The sequence below is a fragment of the Pedobacter sp. GR22-6 genome (assembly GCF_037402555.1).
Classification (GTDB): Bacteria; Bacteroidota; Bacteroidia; order Sphingobacteriales; family Sphingobacteriaceae; genus Pedobacter.
Genome location: NZ_JBBEUC010000001.1, coordinates 1,080,736 through 1,104,279, shown reverse-complemented (window position 1 = coordinate 1,104,279; position 23,544 = coordinate 1,080,736). Strand labels below are relative to the sequence as shown.

The 23,544-nt window shown below is 43.6% G+C and carries 21 protein-coding genes; 9 read left to right on the top strand and 12 right to left on the bottom strand.

Going from position 1 to position 23,544, the window contains the following annotated elements:
* Nucleotides 1–199 precede the first annotated feature (199 nt).
* The 3 genes from WAE59_RS05120 to WAE59_RS05110 are packed head-to-tail and all read left to right on the top strand — an operon-like array spanning nt 200 to nt 3,842.
* Nucleotides 200–1,507 (top strand): O-acetylhomoserine aminocarboxypropyltransferase/cysteine synthase family protein, encoded by a 1,308-nt coding sequence (locus WAE59_RS05120; RefSeq protein WP_337854861.1) that lies wholly within the window; start codon nt 200–202, stop codon nt 1,505–1,507.
* Between the two features lie 26 nt (nt 1,508–1,533).
* The gene (locus WAE59_RS05115) at nt 1,534–2,592 is read left to right on the top strand and encodes a homoserine O-acetyltransferase family protein (protein ID WP_337854860.1); all 1,059 of its coding nucleotides are present in this window, start codon (nt 1,534–1,536) and stop codon (nt 2,590–2,592) included.
* Between the two features lie 8 nt (nt 2,593–2,600).
* Nucleotides 2,601–3,842, top strand: coding sequence for a homoserine dehydrogenase (locus WAE59_RS05110; protein ID WP_337854859.1), 1,242 nt, complete (start codon nt 2,601–2,603; stop codon nt 3,840–3,842).
* Between the two features lie 61 nt (nt 3,843–3,903).
* Here WAE59_RS05110 and WAE59_RS05105 read toward each other — a convergent pair whose 3' ends face one another.
* The 3 genes from WAE59_RS05105 to WAE59_RS05095 are packed head-to-tail and all read right to left on the bottom strand — an operon-like array spanning nt 3,904 to nt 9,238.
* Nucleotides 3,904–5,244: a dihydrolipoamide acetyltransferase family protein gene (locus WAE59_RS05105; RefSeq protein WP_337854858.1), complete on the bottom strand. Its 1,341-nt coding sequence runs from the start codon at nt 5,242–5,244 to the stop codon at nt 3,904–3,906.
* 50 nt (nt 5,245–5,294) lie between these two features.
* Complete coding sequence (locus WAE59_RS05100) at nt 5,295–6,542, bottom strand: competence/damage-inducible protein A (protein ID WP_337854857.1); 1,248 nt, start codon at nt 6,540–6,542, stop codon at nt 5,295–5,297.
* An 11-nt stretch (nt 6,543–6,553) separates the two neighbouring features.
* Nucleotides 6,554–9,238: a putative LPS assembly protein LptD gene (locus tag WAE59_RS05095; protein ID WP_337854856.1), complete on the bottom strand. Its 2,685-nt coding sequence runs from the start codon at nt 9,236–9,238 to the stop codon at nt 6,554–6,556.
* Nucleotides 9,239–9,294: 56 nt separating this feature from the next.
* Here WAE59_RS05095 and WAE59_RS05090 point away from each other — a divergent pair, with 56 nt between their 5' ends.
* From WAE59_RS05090 to WAE59_RS05080, 3 genes are read left to right on the top strand one after another with little or no spacing between them, the layout of a single operon-like run.
* Nucleotides 9,295–10,170 (top strand): N-acetylmuramoyl-L-alanine amidase family protein, encoded by an 876-nt coding sequence (locus WAE59_RS05090; RefSeq protein ID WP_443147245.1) that lies wholly within the window; start codon nt 9,295–9,297, stop codon nt 10,168–10,170.
* 34 nt (nt 10,171–10,204) lie between these two features.
* Nucleotides 10,205–11,047, top strand: a complete 843-nt coding sequence (locus WAE59_RS05085; RefSeq protein WP_337854854.1) for an N-acetylmuramoyl-L-alanine amidase family protein — start codon at nt 10,205–10,207, stop codon at nt 11,045–11,047.
* A 7-nt stretch (nt 11,048–11,054) separates the two neighbouring features.
* Entirely contained in the window at nt 11,055–12,008 is a 954-nt protein-coding gene (locus WAE59_RS05080) for an MlaD family protein (RefSeq protein WP_337854853.1), read from the top strand.
* A gap of 68 nt (nt 12,009–12,076) precedes the next feature.
* On the opposite strand, the gene WAE59_RS05075 is transcribed toward WAE59_RS05080, so the two are convergent.
* The 4 genes from WAE59_RS05075 to WAE59_RS05060 form a co-directional block, all read right to left on the bottom strand.
* Entirely contained in the window at nt 12,077–12,988 is a 912-nt protein-coding gene (locus WAE59_RS05075) for a ribonuclease Z (protein WP_337854852.1), read from the bottom strand.
* Nucleotides 12,988–13,374 carry an STAS domain-containing protein gene (locus tag WAE59_RS05070; protein WP_337854851.1) on the bottom strand — a complete coding sequence of 129 codons (387 nt, stop codon included), beginning with the start codon at nt 13,372–13,374 and terminating at the stop codon, nt 12,988–12,990. The genes WAE59_RS05075 and WAE59_RS05070 overlap by 1 nt, the downstream gene beginning before the upstream one ends.
* 67 nt (nt 13,375–13,441) lie before the next feature.
* Nucleotides 13,442–14,392, bottom strand: coding sequence for a phosphoribosylaminoimidazolesuccinocarboxamide synthase (locus tag WAE59_RS05065; protein ID WP_337854850.1), 951 nt, complete (start codon nt 14,390–14,392; stop codon nt 13,442–13,444).
* A gap of 101 nt (nt 14,393–14,493) precedes the next feature.
* Nucleotides 14,494–15,459 (bottom strand): PhoH family protein, encoded by a 966-nt coding sequence (locus WAE59_RS05060; RefSeq protein ID WP_337854849.1) that lies wholly within the window; start codon nt 15,457–15,459, stop codon nt 14,494–14,496.
* A 102-nt stretch (nt 15,460–15,561) separates the two neighbouring features.
* On the opposite strand from WAE59_RS05060, the gene WAE59_RS05055 reads away from it, so the two are divergent.
* Genes WAE59_RS05055 through WAE59_RS05045 form a run of 3 tightly spaced genes read left to right on the top strand, consistent with a single transcriptional unit; the run spans nt 15,562 to nt 17,039 of the window.
* Nucleotides 15,562–16,341, top strand: coding sequence for an SAM hydrolase/SAM-dependent halogenase family protein (locus WAE59_RS05055; protein ID WP_337854848.1), 780 nt, complete (start codon nt 15,562–15,564; stop codon nt 16,339–16,341).
* Between the two features lie 46 nt (nt 16,342–16,387).
* A complete protein-coding gene (locus WAE59_RS05050) occupies nt 16,388–16,891 on the top strand; it encodes a hypothetical protein (RefSeq protein ID WP_337854847.1) in 504 nt (167 codons plus the stop codon).
* 1 nt (nt 16,892) lies between these two features.
* Nucleotides 16,893–17,039 (top strand): hypothetical protein, encoded by a 147-nt coding sequence (locus WAE59_RS05045; RefSeq protein WP_337854846.1) that lies wholly within the window; start codon nt 16,893–16,895, stop codon nt 17,037–17,039.
* Here the strand turns inward: WAE59_RS05045 and WAE59_RS05040 are convergent.
* Genes WAE59_RS05040 through rpe form a run of 5 tightly spaced genes read right to left on the bottom strand, consistent with a single transcriptional unit; the run spans nt 17,032 to nt 23,511 of the window.
* Nucleotides 17,032–18,276 (bottom strand): DUF1015 domain-containing protein, encoded by a 1,245-nt coding sequence (locus WAE59_RS05040; protein WP_337854845.1) that lies wholly within the window; start codon nt 18,274–18,276, stop codon nt 17,032–17,034. The genes WAE59_RS05045 and WAE59_RS05040 overlap by 8 nt on opposite strands.
* A 57-nt stretch (nt 18,277–18,333) precedes the next feature.
* A complete protein-coding gene (locus WAE59_RS05035) occupies nt 18,334–19,284 on the bottom strand; it encodes a D-2-hydroxyacid dehydrogenase (protein ID WP_337854844.1) in 951 nt (316 codons plus the stop codon).
* Between the two features lie 33 nt (nt 19,285–19,317).
* The gene (serC, locus tag WAE59_RS05030) at nt 19,318–20,382 is read right to left on the bottom strand and encodes a 3-phosphoserine/phosphohydroxythreonine transaminase (protein WP_337854843.1); all 1,065 of its coding nucleotides are present in this window, start codon (nt 20,380–20,382) and stop codon (nt 19,318–19,320) included.
* A 47-nt stretch (nt 20,383–20,429) separates the two neighbouring features.
* Nucleotides 20,430–22,832 (bottom strand): TonB-dependent receptor, encoded by a 2,403-nt coding sequence (locus WAE59_RS05025; RefSeq protein ID WP_337854842.1) that lies wholly within the window; start codon nt 22,830–22,832, stop codon nt 20,430–20,432.
* 7 nt (nt 22,833–22,839) lie between these two features.
* Nucleotides 22,840–23,511, bottom strand: coding sequence for a ribulose-phosphate 3-epimerase (gene rpe, locus WAE59_RS05020; RefSeq protein WP_337854841.1), 672 nt, complete (start codon nt 23,509–23,511; stop codon nt 22,840–22,842).
* Between the last annotated feature and the right edge of the window lie 33 nt (nt 23,512–23,544).

Here is a 23,544-nt window from a genome sequence, read left to right as displayed (position 1 = left end):
CTGCATCTCTCTGATTTTTACTGTTCGCTTAGGCAGAATAACTGTATGTGCTGTTGCATGCGGTAAATCTAAAAATCTTCCTTTTACATTAGATATCAATGACCTGGAAGGTCCCGAACCATCGGGATACGCTAAACCGCTATATACCATTGTGTATTAGCTGATTCTAAGTATCAAACCTCTACTAACTTTAAATTTTATGTCAGCAAATTATAAATTCGAGACACTCCAAATACACGCAGGCCAGGAAATTGATCCAACAACCGGATCCAGAGCAGTTCCTATTTACCAAACTACATCTTACGGCTTCAAAAACTCTGAGCATGGTGCAAACCTGTTCGCGTTAAAGGAATTCGGGAACATCTATACCAGGATCATGAACCCGACCACGGATGTCTTCGAAAAACGCGTAGCCGCACTTGAAGGTGGAGTAGCTGCGCTGGCAGTAGGCTCAGGCCAGGCTGCTCAATTCATTGCCTTAAATAATATCTTACAGGCCGGCGACAATTTCGTTTCCTCCACCCACCTTTATGGCGGTTCCTACAATCAATTCAAAGTGGCCTTCAAACGTCTGGGCATAGAAGTTAAGTTTGCCAATGGCGATGACACCAATGATTTTGAAGCCAAAATTGATCACAATACCAAAGCGATTTATTTAGAAACCATCGGTAATCCGGCCTTCAGCATTGCTGATTTTGAAAAAATTTCCGCCATTGCAAACAGACACGATCTTCCTTTAATTGTAGACAATACCTTTGGAGCTGCCGGATACTTGTTCAAGCCAATCGAGCACGGCGCACATGTTGTCGTACAGTCGGCCACCAAATGGATTGGCGGACACGGAACCAGTATCGGTGGAGTAATTGTAGACGGCGGAAATTACAACTGGGGAAATGGGAAATTTCCACAATTTACGGAGCCCTCTGAAGGTTACCACGGTCTTGTATTCAATGATGTATTTGGAGCGAATGGTCCTTTTGGAAACATTCAGTTCATCATCCGCGCACGCGTAGAGGGCCTAAGGGATTTTGGCCCTGCCATCTCCCCTTTCAATTCGTTTCTGTTGATCCAGGGATTAGAAACTTTATCCTTACGTGTGCAAAGACATGTAGATAATGCACTTGCCCTCGCCACCTGGCTGGAAAACCACGAAGCAGTGAAAAAAGTGAATTATCCCGGACTGGAAAGCAGTCCTTATCATGCCAATGCTAAAAAATACCTCCAAAATGGTTTTGGTGCAGTGCTTTCGTTTGAATTGCATGGTGACAAAGAACAAGCTACTGCATTGGTCGACAACCTGAAACTCATCAGTCACCTGGCCAATGTAGGCGACGCGAAAACATTAATCATCCAACCTTCTGCTACTACCCATCAGCAACTCAGCGAAGCAGAACAAAGCGCCGCCGGGGTATCACCAAACCTGTTGCGCATTTCTGTCGGGATAGAACACATTGATGACATCAAAGCCGATCTCGAGCAGGCTTTTAACACTATAAATAAAAAATAACAGCTGATTAAGCTACCACATCACTAATGAGTACGCACACAACATACACACATACTAAACTCTTCAAACTGGAAAGTGGCAAAAAGCTCCGCAAAGTGGAGCTTGCCTATCAAACTTATGGCAAGCTTAATGCTAAGAAAGATAACGTCATCTGGGCATGTCATGCCTTGACAGCAAATGCTGACGTGCTGGACTGGTGGAAAGGATTGTTTGGCCACAATGCGTTGTTTAATCCTGAAGAGCATTTTATCATTTGCGCGAATGTTGTGGGTTCTCATTATGGAAGTACCAACCCACTCAGCCAAAATCCTACTACAGGGCAACCGTATTACCTGGCTTTTCCTGAATTTACGATTAGGGACCTGGTTCAGGCGCACCGCTTGCTTGCAGCTCATCTGGGAATTGAGCAGATCAAAGTACTCATAGGTGGGTCACTTGGGGGTCAGCAAGCTGTAGAATGGGCGATCATTGATCCTAAAATTATTGAGCACCTGATCCTGGTGGCAACTAATGCAGTACATTCTCCGTGGGGAATTGCATTTAATGAAAGTCAGCGACTGGCCATTACTGCCGATCGTACGTTCTATGCGCAGCAGCGTGATGGTGGTACCAAAGGATTAAAGGTAGCCAGAAGCATCGCATTACTTTCATACAGAACGTATGATGCCTATGTAGCCACACAATTGGAAAGTGTCAACGATAAAACAGGGGGATTCCGGGCTTCTTCCTACCAGAACTATCAGGGCGAAAAGCTTTGTAAGCGGTTCAATGCCTATAGTTACTATTACCTGACCAAGGCCATGGACAGCCACAATGTCGGCAGGAACAGAGGGAGTATCACAGATGCCCTTGGTGCTATTAAAGCCACGACCTTAGTGATTGGTGTAGAAAACGACGTGCTTTTTCCACTGTCGGAACAGGAGTTCCTGGCAAAAAACATACCTGATGCTTCCTTTAAAAGCATCAAGTCTGCATATGGTCATGATGGCTTTCTGATAGAAACGGACACATTAACCAACATCATTGGCACTTTCCTCAAGGAAAGCAGCAACAAAAAGATAATCAAATTACATAAAACAGCATAATTTTTAAGATGAGTAAGAAACTTAAGATCGGTTTATTTGGTTTTGGTGTAGTCGGGCAAGGCCTGCATGACATCATTCGCGGACAAGACCTGAACCTTGAAATCGTTAAAATAGCTATTAAAAACCCGGAAAAGAAACGTAGTCTGGATGCACAGCTCTTTACTACCGACCATGATGAGATTTTAAACAATCCGGAGATCAATACCATAGTAGAACTAATAGATGATGCTGATATCGCCTTTAACATTACTAAAAGAGCACTCAGCAATGGCAAAAATGTAGTTTCTGCCAATAAAAAAATGATTGCCTCACACCTTGCCGAACTGGTAGAGCTGCAGGAAAAAAATGGCACATCACTATTGTATGAAGGTGCGGTTTGCGGAAGTATTCCAATCATCCGTAACCTGGAAGAGTATTACGACAACGAGTTGCTGCACGGAATCAGTGGTATTTTTAACGGCTCTTCAAATTACATCCTTTCTAAGATTTTCAACGAAAACCTGGAATATGGTGTTGCGCTGAAGCAAGCACAAGACCTCGGTTTTGCCGAAACCAACCCAATTCTTGATGTGGGAGGATATGATCCGAAATTTAAACTGGCTATTGCTACTGCACATGCCTACGGACTATTTATCAGCCCGGATAAAATCCTGAACGTAGGTATTCAAAATTTATCTGAGAATGACATCCGCTACGCAAGGGAAAAGAACTTTAAAATCAAACTGGTACCGACTGCCCGCAAGATCAGTACAAAACAGATTGTCACTTACGTATTGCCTAAATTTGTGAAATCTGATGATTTCCTTTACAACGTAGAGAACGAATACAATGGCGTAACGGTTCAGGCGGCTTTTGCTGATAAGCAATTCTTTTTCGGAAAAGGTGCAGGTGGTCACCCTACTGGTGCAGCTGTATTGTCGGATATCGCTGCTTTGAGGTACGATTACCGTTATGAATACAAAAAGTACCATCAACAAAATGGATTAATCCATACCGATAATGTAAACATCGAAGTCTACTTAAGGTATGTACATGAATATACATTGGAAAAACTACAGATCGACAACATCATTGAGCGCTTCAGCCGCAACGATTACAAATATGTGATCGGTAATGTAAGCCTCAAAACATTATTGGCCAACCGCGATCTGCTTGAGCAAAAAGATGTCTTTATAGCTCATACGGGCCGATATACCTACACAGAGCAACAGATTCAGATTGTGTCTGAAGAAGAAATTCTTTTTAACTAGTTAGTTCTTTTTATTTTGTTTTGATACGTAAAAAGGCCCCGAATGGGGCCTTTTACATGATTTATATTTCTCTGTTGACATCCCAGTTTTCCAGGTAATCGGCTACCCTTCGTACAAAAGAGCCACCCAATGCCCCATCTACAACCCTATGGTCATAGGAAAGGGAAAGAAACATCATATGACGGATTGCAATGACATCGCCAAATTCAGTTTCCAAAACGGCAGGCTTCTTTTTTATTGCGCCAACGGCAAGTATTGCTACCTGAGGCTGATTGATAATCGGTGTACCCATTACATTTCCAAATGAACCGACATTGGTCAGCGTAAAGGTACCATTCTGAGTCTCGTCCGGTTTCAATTTAGAATTCCTCGCACGTTTGGCCAAATCATTTACCGATTTGGTCAAGCCCACCAGATTGTACTGGTCAGCATTCCGGATCACTGGAACAATCAGGTTACCGCTCGGCAATGCCGCAGCCATTCCTATATTGATATCTTTCTTTTTAATGATCTGCGTTCCGTTCACCGTAACATTGATCATTGGAAAATCCTTGATGGCTTTGGTTACCGCCTCAATAAACAGGGGTGTAAATGTGATCTTCTCATTTTCCCGTTTTTCGAAACTGCCTTTCACTTTATCTCTCCATAAAACCATATTGGTCACATCTGCCTCTACGAAGGAAGTAACATGGGGCGAAGTATGCTTACTCATCACCATGTGTTCCGATATGAGTTTGCGCATCCTGTCCATTTCGATGATTTCATCTCCCCCGCCCACACTGGCCAAGGGTTTCGTCTGCACGGAAGAAGGAACTTCCGAAGCTTCAATCGGAGGAGCAACTAAGGGCTTTGATTGCGTTACTTCAGGCTTCTGCAAATTACCGCTTCCCTTTTTATTCTGGATATAAAGGAGCAGGTCGTCTTTAGTTAATCTTCCTTCAGCACCTGTACCTGAAATACCATCTAGTTCAGTGAACGTAATGTTTTCCTGAGAAGCGATGCTTTTCACCAAAGGGGAATAAAAACGCTCAGATCCTTCATTTGAAGATTCTGCTGGTTGCTCTGCAGGCAATAATTGTTCAGTACCTGGAATATTTTCTACGATCGCAGTCACCGTTTCCTGAACAGGAACCTGCTCTTGCGAAGTGTTTTTCTCTTCTCCTTCAGTCTCTATAATGGCAATGACTGCACCAACTTGTGCAACTTCGTCTTCTTTAAACAACTGCTTTATCAACTTACCTGCTACGGGCGATGGCACCTCAGAATCAACCTTATCTGTAGCGATCTCCAGGATTGTATCGTCCATCTCTATCCGGTCACCAGGCTGTTTCAGCCACTTGATGACAGTTGCCTCAGCAACGCTCTCCCCCATTTTAGGTAACAGTAATTCGTATTGAGCCATTTTTTATTTCATGATTGATATTGGATGCAAAAGTAAAGTATTTCGAAGACTTAAACCTCATCTTGGCCAAGTTCATTCAAAATCATCGTCAGTGCCGCTATAGCAGACCGTTCAATATTTTGTGCCCTTTTGGCCCCAAAACTGAATTTCTTTGCACTTACCTTACTTCCATTTGCAACTGCAATCCACACAGTACCAACCGGTTTATCCTCGGTTCCACCATCAGGGCCAGCAATACCGGTTACCGCGACTGCATAGTCCGTATTGAATTTCGAAACAGCCCCCAATGCCATCTCTTTAACCGTCTCTTCACTCACTGCACCAAAATCCAGCAGAGTCTGGCTGCGCACACCTAAGATAGATTGTTTTAGTTCATTGGAATACACTACTGCCCCACCCATAAAGACAGCGGAACAGCCCGGATGTTGGGTGATCAGATGCGATATATATCCTCCGGTACAACTTTCTGCTGTAGAAAGCGTAAGTCCACGCGCTTTCAAACGCTCAATAAGTGCTCTCTCCAGGGCGATATCTTCTTGTGCAATGACATATTTACCGATACGTGCTGCAATTTGCTGCGCATGAAAATCTACCTCTTCCTTTAATTTTACTTCATCAACGCCCATACCGCTCAACCTCAAACGTACCTGTCCAAGCCTGGGCAGATAGGCCAGTTTAATATGTGCCGGTAAAGCATCCTCTTCTGCGGCGATCTCCGCCGCCAGGAAAGACTCTCCTAATCCCGCAGTAAGAATCGTCTTATGCAAAATATAAGGCAGTTTAAATGCGTGCTTCAATCTCGGAAGGATCTCTTCCTCCATCAAGTACATCATTTCAAAAGGTACACCGGGCATGGAAACTATAATCTTATGCTGATGATCAAACCACATACAAGGTGCAGTACCATTTTTATTTTTGATCACGGTACAGTTTTCAGGAACGTCAGCCTGCTGATTGTTCGCCTCAATCATCGGCCGGTTCAGGCGTTTGAAAAAGGTCGTGATGTGTTCCAGGGTTTCCTGATCTCTGCGTAGGCCAACATTAAAGTATTTTGCTAATGTCAGTTTGGTGATGTCATCTTTAGTCGGCCCCAGTCCACCGGTAATCAAAATCACATCTGCCCGTTGCTCCGCTAATTTTAAAGCTTCAGTAATATGGGCTGCATCATCCGATACTGAAGTGACCTGCTTCACCTTAATGCCTATCAGGTTCAGTTGTGTAGCCATCCAGGCTGAATTGGTATCCACAATTTGTCCGATCAGGATCTCATCCCCAATGGTAATAATTTCAGCAAGCATAATCAAAAATTTTAGTAGGTGGTGTAGTAATTCTTCCTTTTGCTCAATTTCAGATCCTGCAGTACGGAAGCCTTCACTTTGATGTCTATTGAGTAGGACTGATAAGTTCCAAATGGTACCCAGCTGACACTCATGTCCCAGCAATGCAGGTCACGGTAGATTGCAAATGAGGTCTGTGAAAATGTACCGGCCTTAAAATCCCAACCTGAGTTGAACTGCACCTTCCACTTAGGGGTAATGTTTGCATCCCCGTTAAAGTTGAGGGTATTGGTAATGTTGCTGTTTGTTCCCACCTCAGTTGTAGAATATTGAAAGCTGTAGCTAAAAGAAAAATTCCATGGGATGTTGAAATCCACGAATGCATTTGGATCCCTGCTGACCAGACGCAATGCTTCTGCCTGCTCAGGAGTCATGCCCGTCTTATTGGCCTGTTCCTTCAACTTATCCTCATTGGCAATCTTCTTCTTTAACGCTTCAGGGTTCAGGCTGTAGTTAAATGAGAATCCAAAGCTGGTCAGTCTCGGAAATTTACCATCCTGCCAGGTATACCTGTCCTTCAGGTATTTTACCCTCGGACTATTGACGTCACCGGTAGTAGAAAGCGAATCTGCGACTACGTAGGGGTTCAAGGTACCACTGTAATTAATTCCCAGCTTGTCGCTGAACTGCGACCTTCCTGAGAAGCCCAGACTTCTGGACAGCTTAAAACTCTCTGCCAGGAAGTTATAACTACCAGATATGGAAAGTCCCTGGATAATTGGGATTTTCTTTTCCCCTTTTCCTGTAGTATCATTGGGTGTCAGCACTTTCGCCTCCACTGTATTTTCCAAACTGAAATTGATTGCTGCGCTCCGGCCCAAGCCAGGTCCGCCGTATAGTGTTCCCTCAAAGATGGAATACTTTTCTGCCACACCATTTCTGATTACCTCTGTTCCATCCGTATACCTGGCATTCTTGTAATAGCCTCTCGCCAGATCAGAGAAATCCGGACTATAGCTAAAATTGATGCTCGGGGTCATTACATGGCGCAAAGCCTTGAAATTGCCAAATTTATTGAACTGTGCTGTACTGTAAATCTTAGTAGATACACCACCGCCGACGCTATACTGTCCGTTTCTTCTGAAACCAGGTATGGTATCTATTATAGGCTTGTCTGCCTGGTTCAATACTTTCAGGTAAGACTTTTCAATGGTCTGGAAATGCCAGCGCTCGGTGTAAGAAATATTGCTGTTAAAGTTAAAATACTTCAATACGTTGAAAGACATACCTACCGGGATCTGGTGCTGCACACCATTACTGAATTTCTTCAAACTTGAGCGTTTAAATAATTCACTTTCTATGGTATTGATGCTGTTGCTCGCAGACATGCTATAACCGACAGTGATTTTCTGATACCATTTTTGCTCCCCCACACGATCTTTCGAATCAAAAGGGTTGAAGGTAGGTACACTTAAACTCACGTCAGGCAAGCGCAAACTCACTGTTTTATTTTGTGTCTCCTGAGAACCATCAGCAGCAATCCCCAACGTGATTCCATTTCCAAACACCCTTCCGTAGGAGATACTGGAACGCAGTGTATTCTTAGTGATCTGGTTTGGATCGTATGTACTTCCACCGGCAGTATTTCTGTTGAAACTGGACGTTCCCGCATCCACGGATGCAGAAAAGTTTGTCCCGGGCTTGGCATTGGCATTCTGGCTGTGTGACCAGGTCAGGTTAAAGTCTTTTACCGGATTGTACTCAGGAGTTCCTTCCAATCCATACCTCGAATTGGAATACCTGAAATTGACAGTCCCATTGTATTTGTACCTTTTGGTGTAGTTGGACAATACCGAAGCTTCATAAGAACCCCTGGTGTAAATTGTACCCAATAGCTTTGCGTCCCAGTAGTCATTTAATCCCAAATAATAACCACCTTCCCGAAGAAAGAATCCCCTTGTCGCATCCTCTCCGGGACTCGGCAAAATGACACCGGAAGATTTTTTATTTGGTTTGGGGAAGAAGGCGAATGGCAAACCCAAAGGCATGGGAATATCCTCAAATTTCAGGTAAACGGGCCCTGTAATGATCTGATTTTTGGTCACTATACCCTTCGTGATGTAAATTCCAAAGTGTGGATGGGGTAAATTACAGGTACTGTAAATCTGTCCTTTACTATGGATTTCATCGTCCGGCTGCTTCTTTGCGATACCACCGGAGAAAAATCCGCCTTCCTGTTCAGTAAAGACCTGATAAATTTTTCCTGCACCGGTTTCAATGTTATAACGCAGCGAATCTGCTTTCGAGGTGCTCTGCCCTTCCATCTTAAAGATGGGGCGGCCGACGTACTTCCCCTTGGAGTTCATCATCCCGCTGGCAAACAGCACGTTTGTATTTTTATAATAGACGATATAATCGGCATCCAGCTCCAGTCCCTGGTAAACAACCCTGGCCTTTCCATATAGATAAACGATGCTGCTATCTGCACTGGTTACGATAGAATCCTGGGCTGCATACTCCACTTTTTCGCTTAAAGTTGTATCTTTTGGCGCACTTTGTGCGTTACCTAGAGGACTGCGCCCCTTTTTCGTAGTGTCTTGTTGCTGGAGGACTTCCTCTTGTTGCCAGGATAAAGCACTAGACGCCAGTACCCGACTACTAACAGATGTTAATAAGCAGATGACGTTAAAAAAAATGATATACCGTAAAAGTTTCAAATTCGTGTGTGAATGTTATTTTTGCATTAATGTTTAATCCAAAACGTTCAAAATTAATGAAAAATATACCATTGCTTAGGCCAAATGTTATTTTGATCGTATTTATTTCTACGGCAATCAGTATCATATCTAGTTTTCAAGCATTTACACAAGAATACAAAATAAAAACTATTGTGATTGATGCAGGTCACGGAGGCAAAGATGGAGCTACCCACGGACTGTATTCAACAGAGAAAGATGTCGCCTTAAAAACGGCATTGCACCTGGGGGAAGCCATACAGGCGGCCATGAAAGATGTTAAAGTGATTTATACCCGAACTGAGGACGTATTTATCCCTTTATACGAGCGTATAGCCGTTGCCAACAACGCCAAAGCAGACCTCTTCATTTCCATCCATTGTAACGACATGCCGGTTATCCGGTCAACCGTGACTACAGGCTATAAAAAAGTAAAAGGTAAGCGCGTTCCCATTAAGCAAACTGTTTCCAGAAAAAGTACTTCAACAAGGGGGACAGAGACTTTCGTATCCGGTATGGGCAGGGTCAATGAGCAGGACGAAGCAATAAAACGGGAAAATGCGGCTATATTTCTGGAGGACAACTATAAGGACAATTATGAAGGTTTCGATCCCAGCAACCCGGAAAACTTTATCATACTTTCCTTAATGAAGAATACGTTTAGGACCCAGAGCTTAAAGTTGGCTAAACTGGTTCAGGACCAGTATGTAAATGTTGGCCGGATCGACCGTGGAGTTCAGGAAAAAAGTCTGGCTGTACTGGCACGTGCCGGTATGCCCGCGATACTGACCGAAATTGGCTTTATCAGTAATCCCCAGGAAGAAGATTATATGAATTCCGAAGCGGGACAAAAAGAAATTACAGACTGCCTCCTCAAAGCGATCGAAAATTACAAGAAAAGCATTGAAGGCTAATTAGTACATTTATTTAAATAAATACAACATATAGATGAGAGTGAAAAGCGCCGTATTCCTGTTGCCATTTTTTTTATTATTCAGTTCAGAAGCTTCCTTTTCCCAGTCATACAAGGTAAAAACCATAGTTATCGATGCCGGACACGGCGGAAATAAGCCAGGAGCCAAAGGGACTTACTCTTACGAGAAGAACGTTGCCCTGAAAGTAGCGCTCAAATTAGGCAAGAAGTTTGAAGAAGAAATGCCTGAGGTGAAAATTCTGTACACCAGGAAGACCGATGTGGATGTTGATTTTTACAAACGTGCAGCATTGGCCAATGACAATAAAGCAGACCTTTTCATTTCCATACACTGTAATTCTATGCCTGATAAAAAAGTAGTTGTTGGCTATACCACTAAAAAAGGGAAGAAAACTCCCCGCTATGGTTATGTAAAAAACACAACTACACGTGGCACTGAAACTTTTGTAGCCGGTTCACATCGCCTAAACGAGCAGGACGTAGCCATAAGAGAGAACGAGGACATCAAATTGGAGAAAAACTACAAACAGAATTACGATGGTTATGATCCAAATGATCCTCAAACATTTATTCTGCTATCTTTGTTTAAGAATCTGTTCCGTGACAAGAGTATGAAACTGGCAAAACTCATGCAGGAAAACTATACAAATGACGACAACAGGGTAAACAGAGGTGTGAAAGAACAAGGTATCCTCATCCTCCAAAGGTGCGGCATGCCAGCAGTACTTACGGAAATAGGCTTCATTTCCAACCCTAATGAAGAAGAATACATGAATTCCGAAAAAGGATCGGCAGAAATTGTCAACTCTATTTTCAAAGCAGTAAAAACATTTAAAAAAGAAACTGAAACAAACTAAGAGATTAATGAAGATCGCAAACGAAACAAAAGTAGGCATACTGGCAGCCTTTTCCATCGCCCTGTTAATTATTGGATATAATTTTCTGAAAGGCAATGCCATATTCTCCAGTGAGACTGTACTGTATGCCCGCTATTCCCATGTAGATGGTCTTGCCGTATCTAAACCCGTCCTGATCAATGGCTTTCAAATTGGACGTGTAGATAAGCTCCAGTTACAGCCTGATGGCTCTATCCTGGCCACTTTAAAAATCAAGGGGAAATATGAAATTCCTACCAATAGTATCGCCAAATTGGAAAGTACCGATTTGTTGGGCAGCAAAGCGATTGTCATGCAGCTTGGAACCGGAAATGTATTTGCCCAGGACGGTGACACACTTAATGCCAATGTATCTAAGGGTCTTTTGGAAACAGTAGAACCGGTACAGAAAAAAGCCGAGGTGATCATCGCGAAAATGGATTCTATCCTTACCAGCGTCAATACCATACTCAACCCAAATTTCCAGAAGAACGTAGACAAAAGTTTCAACAGCATTGCCTCTACGCTTTCTTCTCTTGAAGCGACTTCGAAAAAAGTAGACAACCTCGTCGGTTCGGAAGGCTCCAGGATCTCAGCCATATTAGCTAACGTGGAGGCGATTTCCAATAACCTGAAGCAAAACAACCAGAAGATTTCTTCTATCTTAAATAACGTCAATTCCATTACTGATCAGGTTGCGGCTTCCAATTTCAAGCAGACCATAGACAATGCCAATAAAGCCATGTTGGATCTGCAAACCATCGTCGCCAAAATCAACGAAGGACAGGGTACGCTTGGATTACTCGTAAACGACACCAAAATGTACGAAAATCTGAATAATGCTTCCAAGAATCTGGACAACCTGATGATAGATCTTAAAGCAAATCCTAAACGTTATGTACACTTCTCTGTATTTGGGGGTGGCAATAAAAAAGATAAATAAACGAATGTTTACTTCATAAAAAAGGCCTTAGTGTACAAACGCTAAGGCCTTTTTTATGAAGTAATAATTTATATCGTATAAGTCACACCCTCTATCGCCAGCTGGGTGTGTTCAAATACACCGAGTGCTTCGTCCAGAAGGGGCTGTAAGGTTTTGTAGCGCGAGGAGAAATGCCCGATGAGCAATTTACCTGCCCCGTTGACTTTGGCTACTTCAGCAGCTTGTAATGCGGTGGTATGATGCGTTTGATTTGCCCTGTCCAGCATGTCATGCAGAAAGGTAGCTTCATGGTAAAGTGTGTCACAATTCTGGATACTCGCAAAATAACTTTCATCAAATAAAGTATCTGAACAATATCCATAGCTTTTCGGCGCATCAGAATCCGTTGTATAATCTTTGTTCAGCAAAACCCTACCGTCTGGTAAAGTCAGGTCTACTCCCCGCTTCAGCAAAGGAAAATATTCGACTGCAATCTGCTCCGCTTCCAGTTTATCTACAATCAGCTTGCGCAGTCTTTTCTTCTGCGTAAACCGAAATCCTGTACAGGGAATCCTGTGATTGAGAATGACAGTATGAACAGTCAGATCATTATTTTCAAAAATTTGAAGAGGCACATCAGCTGTGGTCGCAACAAACTCGATCGGATAGCGGATCACCGTCTCCGAATGTTTAAACTGAAGGCTGAGGATTTCCATCAGTGCTGCCGGAGCAAAAATCTTAATCGGTTTGATACGGCCATTCAGGTGCATGCTCGACAGTAAGCCAATCAGGCCAAAATAATGGTCGCCATGCAAATGACTGATAAAGATGTAATCGATTTTACTCGCCTTAAAACCATATCTGATCAATTGCTGCTGCGTACCTTCTCCGCAATCAATCAGGTAAAACTTTTCATTGCAATTTAAAAGCTGCGCAGTCGGATTTCTATTGTATATCGGTGTAGCAGAACTACTGCCTAAAATAGTAACCTCAAACTTCATTAGCCCTTATCTACGCTTCCTAATAATTCTTTTTCAATTTCCTCCATAAAGATCAGGTCAGTGGCTTCGTCCAGTTTGGAGACAATAGTCAGCGACTGATCCAGATTGGACATTTCCAGTAAGCTGGAAACACAATCGTTCAGCCCGGTAACGATGAACAGCCCTTGTGCAGATTTACACAACCTGTCGCCAACCAAAAGGCTGCTCAAGTCCTGCGAATCGTCACATTGTTTAATGGACGACAAATCCAGCACGATGTTGCAATAGCCTTCTGCATTCAATAGAATGAACTCAGATTTCAATTTGGGTGTATTTTCGTTCGTAAACTTCGTTTCTTTAAGTTTCAGAACAACATACTTATCATGTTTATCTACTGAAAATTTCATAATATTGGTTGAGTTAGTTAGCTACGAAAATAATAAAATTAACGTGATTTCACGAGTATTTCCCTAATTATGCCAGCAATTGAACCAGTGCCGTACCTACATTTTGTTCTATCCTCGTCAAAACATCCCTGGTTTCATTTTTCATAAAGGCGTCTCCGGTGATCTGTTCATACAATTCGATATAACGTTCAGATATCGAATCTACAATCTCTGGCGTCATCTCTGGTATAACTTGTCCGTCCTTACCCTGAAAATCATTCTCGATCAACCACTTGCGCACAAATTCCTTGGACAGCTGTTTTTGAGGCTCATTGGCGGACTGGCGTTCAGCATAGCCTTCTGCGTAGAAATATCTCGATGAATCCGGTGTATGTATTTCATCAATCAGGTAAATCTCATCTCCCACTTTTCCAAACTCATATTTGGTATCCACCAGGATCAATCCACGTTCCGCAGCCATCTCGGTGCCTCGTTGATATAAGGCATAGGTATACTGTTCAAGCAAGGTATAATCAGCCAGTGAAACAATACCTTTCGCTAAAATATCAGCCCTTGAAATGTCCTCATCATGTCCTACCGATGCCTTAGTGGTAGGTGTAATGATCGGCTGGGGCAATTGATCATTCTCTTTCAGTCCTTCCGGCAGTTCCACACCACAAACACTGCGCCTGCCTGCGCTATATTCTCTCCAGGCATGTCCGGCCAGGTATCCACGCACCACCATCTCCACTTTAAAAGGCTCACAGATCCGCCCTATCGTAACCATTTCATCCGGCACATCAATGACCCAGTTTGCTACAATATCTTTCGTTGCGGCCAAAAACTTAGCTCCGATCTGATTGAGCACCTGACCTTTAAACGGTATAGCTTCAGGCAATACCACATCAAATGCTGAAATCCTGTCTGTCACAACCATCGCCATAAACTGGTTATCGATGGTATAAACGTCCCTTACTTTACCTTTATAAAAATTTGTTTGCTTCGGAAAGCTGAAATTTGTTTCTTTTATTGCTGTCATTTTAATTTAGTCTTTAGTACGGAGTATCGGGTATTGCTGAACTTTCAGACCACATGATGAAACAGGTCTTGATGCCCGACACGAATACGTACTACTTATTATTACTGAATATCGCCGTAGGCTTTCAATATACGTTTCACCAATTTATGTCTCACTACATCCTCTCCCGTCAGGTAGATGATATCTATCCCTGGAATACCGTCGAGGATCCGCAGCGCATTGTGCAGTCCGGACATCTGCTTTTTAGGCAAATCAATCTGGGTCACATCCCCTGTCACAATGAATTTAGCTGAAGGCCCCATCCTGGTCAGGAACATCTTCAACTGCAGGTCAGTCGAGTTCTGCGCTTCATCCAGGATCACAAAACAATTGTCCAGCGTCCTACCGCGCATAAATGCCAGTGGCGCAATTTCAATCGTACGGTTTTCAATGTAAAGTTTCAATTTTTCTGCAGGGATCATATCATCCAGTGCATCATACAAAGGCCTGAGGTATGGGTCTACCTTTTCCTTCAGGTCACCCGGCAAAAAACCAAGGTTTTCACCTGCTTCAACAGCCGGCCTCGTTAAAATGATGCGTTTGATCTCCTTATTTTTCAAAGCACGTACGGCCAAAGCAACTGCTGTATAGGTTTTTCCCGTCCCGGCAGGACCAATAGCAAACAAGACATCGTTCTTATTGATGCTATCGACCATCTTCCGCTGATTGGCTGTCCTGGCTTTCACCATTAAACCATTGGTACCGAATACGATGACCTCTCCACCGCCTCCGGTATTGGGTTTTTCCGGACTTTCTTCGGCTGAGGATGCTGTTTTTTTAGAAACTAAAATCGACTCCACATCATTCGCCGTAAGGGAACTGTACTTTTCCAGATGGGCAATCAGCTGATTGAATTTTTTCTCAAATCCTTTCAGTTCCTGCTCATCGCCCAGCACCTTTACTTCGTTACCTCTTGCCACAACTTTTAGCTTGGGGAAAGCGCTTTTAATCAACTCATAGTGCTCATTATTGGCACCCCAAAACTGTACCGGATCTACCGATTCTACTGTTAATTTTAGTTCGTTCAAAATATTGTTTTTTTGCTAAGGGTGTATATTTTGATATAAAAATTGAATATTTGTACGCGATTTGCCGCTTACGCAAGATTAAGAATAAATATTCAATTTTTAATGGCCATTATTACTTTAACAACAGATTTAGGTTCTAAAGATTTCTATCAGGCTGCCCTCAAAGGTAGTATCCTGAGCATCTTGCCTACAGCTAATATTGTTGATGTAACCCATGAAGTGCCCTCTTTTAATATCTCCTATGCAGCTTTCGTTTTAAAGAATGTTTACCCCTATTTCCCCAAGGGTACGGTACACCTGATCGGGATCGATTCCGTCTTCAGTGAGAACACCAGGTACATCGCCCTGAAATACCGCGACCACTTCTTTGTCGGGGCAGACAATGGTATATTTTCCCTGCTTTTTGATGAACATCCGGAAGAGATCGTGGAGCTCAGCATCATGCAGGACCTCAAGTACCTCCACTTTCCACTGGTAGATATTTTCGTCAAGGCAGCAGTAGCCCTGGCCAAGGGTGGCAAGCTCAAAGATGTGGGCATCCCTACAGATGGCATCGAAGAAAGAATGCTGCTCAATCCCGTCATTGAGCGTGACATCATCCGTGGAAGCGTGATCTATATTGATACTTTCTGCAACGTCATCACCAATATCACCAAAGACCTCTTCACCAGGATTCAAAGAAACCGGGATTTTACCCTGTATTTCAGAAAAAGTGAAACCATTACACAACTGAGCTGGCATTACAATGAGGTTCCGGAGGGCGAAAAACTCTGCCTTTTTGGAATCAGCAACCACCTGGAAATTGCCATCAACAAAGGCAAAGCCAGCGGACTTCTTGGTCTTCACCTGAGCGATATCATACGCATTGAGTTCCATCCTTAAGCACAGGGCATGGAGTTTGCTGTAGATAGGGCAAACGTAATGTCTAATGAAAAACCTCCTGTTTCTGTTCCTCGTATCGATTTGCCTGCCTGCTTTTGCATTCAGGGCTGATTCTTCTGCCTATCAAACCCAGCGGCTCAAAGTAAATGCACTGCTGAAAGAAAGAAGTGCAAAATTTGGCCAATACGACCAAAGCCTCGATAGCCGTACTGGTTTTTTTGGCATGCAAACGAAGGAAGACATCAAAAAGTCCAATGAAATCCTGAGGCAGATTGTATTGACCGACAATAATGTATTCAAGGAATTAAAGATTCTAATGGACTATAAAGACCAGGAACTGAGCAACTCACAAAATGAATTGACAACCATCCAAACTGCTACGGAAAATTACAAGCGCTCTGTTAAAAAACTACAGGATGAAAATCAGCAACTGACAGAACAGGTCAAAGGCTTGGGTGGAGGGAACTTTGCCTGGGTCATGGTGGTCATTCTCGCCATCGCCCTACTCCTTGCTATTTTTCAACTGCGTAAAAAACCTAAAGCAATTTAATATGAAAAAGCATTTTTTTAAACTACTGTTGAAAGTCAACAATGCCATACTTCCCAGTCTTCATAAAAAAGACCCTTTAAAACTCAGTCCTTTACAAAAAGCCATATTGGGTTACAGGTACTGGGTACTCACCCGTGCACTCAATTAAAGTAGCTGGTCAGCAGACCTACCAGAAACTTCGGCTCTACCCAGGTAGATTTAGGAGGCATTACGCCATTGGCATCAGCCACATCCATCACCTGCTCAACAGAGGGTGGGAACAAGGTAAATGCCACAGCGAACAAACCATTATCTACGCGTTTTTGCAGTTCAGCTATGGCGACCCGACCACCTTCAAAAGTAATCCTGGCATCGGTCCGGGGATCTTTGATACCCAGGATCGGACCTAAGATATGCTCTTGCAAAATACTCACATCCAGCAGGGCTACCGGATTGTGCTCATCAAATAAACCAGCAAGGGGACGGATGACATACCACTGTTTCTCTATATACATCCCGATCTCATGGAAGCCAGCTGGCTTTACGGCTTCATCTACTTTACGGAGTTCAAATGAAGCTTCAAGTGCGGAAATAAATGCTTCCTGGCTCAAGCCTTTCAAATCTCTGACCAGGCGATTGAACTCCAGGACCTTTACTTCCCTGGTATTCATGTATACGGTGGTGAAATAATTGTAGGTTTCAGACCCTGTATGCCTTGCCACATTCAGGGCTTTCTTCTGCAAACCCATTTTGACCATAGAAGCGATCCGGTGGTGGCCATCTGCAATGTAAACTTCGGGTATCTCTTCAAATGCAGAAACGATCTGCTTTAGGTCTTCATCTGCTTTTATGGCCCATACCTGGTGATGCGTGCCATCTGCAAAACCAAAGTCCAGACAGGGTGTTGCAGCCACGTACCGTTCAATTAGTGCATCTATGATTGGATCCGGATGATAGGTGATCAGTACAGGATTGGCATCCAGTCCGGTTTGTTGCAGGTAATCTGCCAGCAACTGCTCCCTCCGTTCTACGGTCGATTCATGTTTTTTGATCCGGCCTTCCAGGTAATCGTTGATATGTGTAAGTGTCCAGATGCCCGTCTGCACCATTCCATCGTGGATCACACGGTAGACATATACTGCCGGCTTATCTTCTTTGACTAGCACACCATCTTCAATGAAATGCTCTACATTTTCGCTGATCTTTTTAAAGATCAGTTCCTGTCGTGAACCTCTCAGGTAATAATGATCGAGTTCAGGGTCTATCAGATGGAGAAAGCTATAGTTATTCTCCGAAGCGATGAGCTTTGCCTCGCCTGTACTGTAATTTTCAAGCGGACGCGTCACCACGTTCGATTGTAAGTGTGCAGCAGGCTTCAGCGCGCAGAATGGTTGTATACGAGGCATACTTGGTATAGAAATAACAAAAGGGGAAAAGGAAACTCCTTCTCCCCTTCTATGATGTTATTGATTAAAATGCGCAATAATCAGTGAGGCCAGTTCTGTACCGATCCGCTCCTGAGCTTCGTTAGTCGCTGCACCGATATGTGGGGTCAGCGAGATTTTGCTATGCTGCAAGATCTCCGCTCTCGGCGTCGGTTCGTCATCAAATACGTCCAGCCCAGCAAAGGCAACTTTTCCACTGTCCAGTGCTTCGATCAGCGCCAGCTCATCGATCGTTCCACCTCTTGAACAGTTGACCACGCCAACGCCAGGTTTCATTTTGGCAAACTCTGCTGCGCCTAAAATAGGCTGATCAGCAAAAGGCGTATGTAAACTGATGAAGTCGCTACCTGCAATCACCTCTTCCAGCGAAACTGTTTTAAAAGGGATCTCTACAGAAACACCGCCTGAAAAAGTCAGGGGAAGCGTACCTTCAGCAGGATAAAGATCGTAAGCCAATACGTTCATACCCAATCGCAAAGCAACCTTAGCGGTTTCGCGACCGATACGTCCAAAGCCAATGATCCCCATCGTTTTACCCTGCAGCTCTACACCACCGGCATAGGCTTTTTTCAGGGCATTGAATTTAGTAGCACCTTCAACAGGCATTTTTCTGTTTGAATCCTGCAGGAAACGAATTCCTGTAAATAAATGTGCAAATACCAGCTCTGCAACTGAAAGAGAAGAGGCCGCGGGTGTGTTTACCACAGCAACTCCTTTACTGCGGGCATACTCCACATCGATATTGTCCATACCTACACCACCTCTGCCAATCAGCTTGATGTTAGGTACCTGGTCGATCAATTCTTTACGCAATTTGGTCGCGCTTCTTACGGTGATGCCATCGTAATTTTTCAAAGCCTCAACCAATTGATCTTGTGGTACGGTTTCAGTATCCACCACAAATCCAGCATCTTCTAATAATTTCTTTCCGATCGGATCAATCCCATCGTTAGCAAGTATTTTAATCATTAATTTAATTTTTGGTATATTGTAATTTAGGTTTTATGCGTGTTTTTCTGCAAAGTTCTGCATCAGTTCGATCAAAGCATGTACGCTGGTGATCGGTAATGCATTGTACATCGAGGCTCTGAATCCACCCACACTTCTGTGGCCTTTGATGCCTTCAATGCCGTTTTCCTCGGCGTATTTCAGGAAAGGTTTTTCCAGTTCCGGATTTTCCATCACGAAACAAACGTTCATTCTGGAGCGGTCTTCCACAGCGCAGGTACCTTTAAACAATGGATTTCTGTCGATCTCCCTGTACAGCGCATTCGCTTTGGCAAGGTTCTCTTTTTCAATCTCAGCTACGCCACCTTTAGATTTTAACCACCTCAGGTTCAACATGGCTACATAGATAGAAAATACTGGTGGGGTATTGTACATAGAACCACCTTCGATATGCACTTTATAGTCCAGCATGGATGGGATCTTCCTGTCTGCTTTTCCTAAAATTTCATCTTTAACAATCACAATCGTCAGACCGGCAGGACCAATATTCTTTTGTGCACCCGCATAGATCAGGTCAAATTTACTCACATCGATCACGCGGCTCATGATGTCAGATGACATGTCACAAACTACCGGAACACTGGTTTCCGGGAAATCAAATATTTCCGTACCATAAATGGTATTGTTCGAAGTGCAGTGGAAATAAGCACTGTCTTCAGGAATGGTATATCCTTTTGGCACAAAAGTAAAGTTCTCCGATTTTGAAGAAGCTACGATGTTAGCAGTACCAAATGCAGGCACTTCCTTGATCGCCTTATTTGCCCAAACACCTGTCTCCAGGTATGCCGCCGTTTTGCCTTGAGGCAAGAGGTTCATAGGAACCATTGCAAACTGCAGGCTTGCTCCACCTTGCAACAATAAAACAGAATATCCGGAGGGCACATTGAGTAATTCTTTAACCAATTTTGTAGTCTCTTCAACCACAGCTTCGAATTCTGCTGTACGGTGAGAAATCTCAAGAATCGACAATCCGTCTTTAAAATCTAAAACTGCTTGAGAAGCCTGTTTAAATACTTCCTGAGGTAAAATGCAGGGGCCTGCGCCGAAATTGTGTCTCATTTTTTTTGTTAAATTTATATGTGGTAAATGTAATATTTTTATGTTATTTATCGTTTCGAATTCTTGAACTTTATAAGCAATTTTAAATTTAGTTGCCTGCCAGTTAAATAATTAGGTATAGCATATTGTATGTTATCTATATCCTTAAGCCATAAATACGAGACTGTATTATTGATATTCAGCAAATTAAATACTTCCAAATGCGCTGAGAACGAACTAAAATATTTATCCAAAAACAGGGGTTTTCTGGCCGATGCATCGTCTAAAAAATCTTTAGAAAATCCGATATCTACCCGCTTGTAGGCCGGGATATTAAAATCATCTGAATAACGCTGCTCCAGAGGTGTGCCAACCGGCAACCGTGTACCGTACAGCATATTAAGATGTACCTTGTAGGTCGGACTATTCAGTAGCCGGTCCTGGAAATACACAGAGAAATTCAGGCGCTGGTCAGTAGGCCTTCTCAACGCACCTAGCCCATCATTTAAAACATCCTGATTGGCCTTCATGGTCGACACCCTGAAATAAGACAGCAGATCTTTTACAAATTCCCCGCCTATGCTAAAATCTGCACCATAGGTATAACCGGTTGCCTCGGCATCTGACAGGTACTTGATCCTTACGTTATCCATCATATAAGGAATCAGGCGGTCCTGATACTTAAAATAAAGCTCAGTTGTCAACTTCAGCCGCGTCCCAAGACCATCAAATGCATAATCCAGTCCGAGGGAACTGTTGTATGACCGCTGGGCCTGCTGCTTCATATTCAGCACACCGTTAAAATCCCTGATACTCCGGTAATCCGGTGCTTGCTGATACACACCGGCTGTGAACCTGAAAATCTTATTGTCCTGCTCCGGGCGATAAGCCAGCAGCATCCTCGGGCTCAGCAATAGTTGCCGGCTCAGGCTATTGTAATTCGCACGTACCCCAAGCTGCAGCTCTGAGTTGGGTGATATGCTATAGCTATCCTGTATGTAGGCCGTGTAATACTGAATGCTCAGCCGGTTGCGCACCTCAATATTGTTGTCCTGATAAAAATTCTGATTTCCTTTTTCCAGGATATAACCGGCCGAATCTATCAGGCTGTATTCCCTAAGGTCATCCTGGTATTTTTTCAATTCGGCACGCATGCCCCAGGAAAAAATATGACTGCCAAAATTCTGGTCTACCTTGATCTCCGAACTCATGCGCTGGGATTCCAGGTTGTTACGGGCATAGTTCAGATAACCTCCTATACCCTTATTGGTACGGATCGTGCCAAAGCCTCCGGTACCAAAGTCATTGTTGATTTCATTGAAACGGTAGCGTCCTTCAATATCAATACGTTCCCTTTCCAGACTGCTGAAATAACTGTTGATCCATTTCACAACCAAATTGGATTTCAGGAACCAACTGGCGGTCAAGGCTGCACCGGAGGTCTGATAGTCGTCTATTTCCTTGCCGGTATATTCGGTATTCAAACGAAGTACGGCATTTAATGTCCCAAACTGGGTTTCCCTGCTCTCAGGGATCAGTTTAAATATTCCGCTGTTGTAACTTCCCAGGAAACCTAAACTGAATTTACTGGAAAAATTATACTGGTAGATCAGCTGCGCATCGGTAAAATTTGGTGCATAGCTCCCCTTATTGTCCTGTGAATTGAGCAGACTGGTATTGTTTTTATACCGCAGTCCGGCAAGCAGGTAACTGTCTTTGTTCCTGATTCTGGAACTGAAAGAAGCACCCTGAAAGCCCAGGTTCAACTGTGCCTGGGTACTGTCGGGCTGGTCATAGCGAACGTCCAGTACGGAGGAAAGCTTATCACCATACCTGGCTTCAAATCCCCCGGCCGAGAACTTCGCACTGCTCAGCAGATCGCTGTTGATGAAGCTCAAACCCTCCTGCTGGCCATTGCGGATCAGTACCGGCCGACTGATCTCTACATCATTCACGTAAACCAGGTTCTCATCAAAATTTCCGCCCCTGACACTGTATTGCGAGCTCAGTTCGTTATTCGTCGAAACACCGGGCAAAGTCTTCAGGATGACTTCAAAATTACCGGAAGCCGAAGGCATCGAGGAGATGTCGGTGATATTGATCAGACTGGTGTTACTCAGCTGATTTTGCCGGGTAGTAATGGTCACCTGCTCCAACTCGTTGCTGTTGCTCGTGAGGCTGACATTCTGAACCAGCCTCCCTGCCTTATCCTGCTTGATTTCCAGTACCACTGGCTTATATCCCAACAGATTATACTTAACAGAAAATGAAATGGTAGAAGAATAAATATTATAGACGCCAAATTCATCCGTTACCGTCGACTGGCTCTGCCCCAAAACAGTGACCGTAACCTTCGCCAGCGGTTTTTTGAAGTCATCCGTTACCGTACCTGTCACCTTAATCAGGGGTTGCGCATTTGCATACGTAAAGCCTGACAGCAGGATAAACAACAACAGTCGGTATGTAGACATGATCAACCTATAAAGTCATCGTACCTGAATCTAATTGTTTCATTGCAGCAATCATATCCAGAGGAGAATCGGCAGCAAATATGGCATTTCCTGCTACCAGCACATTGGCCCCTGCCTGTACCAGTTCAGCGATATTCAGGAGACTTACCCCTCCATCTACCTCAATCAGCAAGTCTGGATTGAGTTGATTCGCCATTGACCTAAGTTCCGCTATCTTTTTAAGGCTATTGGGGATGAACTGTTGACCGCCAAAGCCCGGATTCACCGACATGATCAGCACCATGTCCAAATCCTCCAGGATGTCCTTTAATAGGGCGACCGGCGTATGCGGGTTCAATGCCACGCAGGCTTTACAGCCCGCTGCATGAATCAATTGTACTGTCCTGTGCAGGTGTGTACAAGCTTCGTAATGAACTGTAATTACCGAAGCTCCGGCTTCCGCAAAACGATCAATATAGGCATCGGGATTTACAATCATCAAATGCACATCAAGTGGCTTGGTCGCATATTTTTTGATTGCAGCCATCACCGGAAAACCAAATGAAATATTGGGCACAAATACACCATCCATCACATCTACATGAAACCAGTCTGCAGCACTGGAATTGATCAGTTCAATATCACGCTGAAGGTTGGCAAAATCGGCAGAAAGTACGGAGGGTGCTATAAGGTGCTTCATATATTGGCTGTTATCGACAGATCGCATCTTCAC

What these genes read in the sequence shown, in the direction of transcription:
- WAE59_RS05120 (WP_337854861.1), top strand. Translation starts at nt 200, where the DNA reads ATGTCAGCAAATTATAAATTCGAGACACTCCAAATACACGCAGGCCAG.
- WAE59_RS05115 (WP_337854860.1), top strand. Translation starts at nt 1,534, where the DNA reads ATGAGTACGCACACAACATACACACATACTAAACTCTTCAAACTGGAA.
- WAE59_RS05110 (WP_337854859.1), top strand. Translation starts at nt 2,601, where the DNA reads ATGAGTAAGAAACTTAAGATCGGTTTATTTGGTTTTGGTGTAGTCGGG.
- WAE59_RS05105 (WP_337854858.1), bottom strand. Translation starts at nt 5,244, where the DNA reads ATGGCTCAATACGAATTACTGTTACCTAAAATGGGGGAGAGCGTTGCT.
- WAE59_RS05100 (WP_337854857.1), bottom strand. Translation starts at nt 6,542, where the DNA reads ATGCTTGCTGAAATTATTACCATTGGGGATGAGATCCTGATCGGACAA.
- WAE59_RS05090 (WP_443147245.1), top strand. Translation starts at nt 9,295, where the DNA reads ATGAAAAATATACCATTGCTTAGGCCAAATGTTATTTTGATCGTATTT.
- WAE59_RS05085 (WP_337854854.1), top strand. Translation starts at nt 10,205, where the DNA reads ATGAGAGTGAAAAGCGCCGTATTCCTGTTGCCATTTTTTTTATTATTC.
- WAE59_RS05080 (WP_337854853.1), top strand. Translation starts at nt 11,055, where the DNA reads ATGAAGATCGCAAACGAAACAAAAGTAGGCATACTGGCAGCCTTTTCC.
- WAE59_RS05075 (WP_337854852.1), bottom strand. Translation starts at nt 12,988, where the DNA reads ATGAAGTTTGAGGTTACTATTTTAGGCAGTAGTTCTGCTACACCGATA.
- WAE59_RS05070 (WP_337854851.1), bottom strand. Translation starts at nt 13,374, where the DNA reads ATGAAATTTTCAGTAGATAAACATGATAAGTATGTTGTTCTGAAACTT.
- WAE59_RS05065 (WP_337854850.1), bottom strand. Translation starts at nt 14,392, where the DNA reads ATGACAGCAATAAAAGAAACAAATTTCAGCTTTCCGAAGCAAACAAAT.
- WAE59_RS05055 (WP_337854848.1), top strand. Translation starts at nt 15,562, where the DNA reads ATGGCCATTATTACTTTAACAACAGATTTAGGTTCTAAAGATTTCTAT.
- WAE59_RS05050 (WP_337854847.1), top strand. Translation starts at nt 16,388, where the DNA reads ATGAAAAACCTCCTGTTTCTGTTCCTCGTATCGATTTGCCTGCCTGCT.
- WAE59_RS05045 (WP_337854846.1), top strand. Translation starts at nt 16,893, where the DNA reads ATGAAAAAGCATTTTTTTAAACTACTGTTGAAAGTCAACAATGCCATA.
- WAE59_RS05040 (WP_337854845.1), bottom strand. Translation starts at nt 18,276, where the DNA reads ATGCCTCGTATACAACCATTCTGCGCGCTGAAGCCTGCTGCACACTTA.
- WAE59_RS05035 (WP_337854844.1), bottom strand. Translation starts at nt 19,284, where the DNA reads ATGATTAAAATACTTGCTAACGATGGGATTGATCCGATCGGAAAGAAA.
- serC (WP_337854843.1), bottom strand. Translation starts at nt 20,382, where the DNA reads ATGAGACACAATTTCGGCGCAGGCCCCTGCATTTTACCTCAGGAAGTA.
- WAE59_RS05025 (WP_337854842.1), bottom strand. Translation starts at nt 22,832, where the DNA reads ATGTCTACATACCGACTGTTGTTGTTTATCCTGCTGTCAGGCTTTACG.
- rpe (WP_337854841.1), bottom strand. Translation starts at nt 23,511, where the DNA reads ATGAAGCACCTTATAGCACCCTCCGTACTTTCTGCCGATTTTGCCAAC.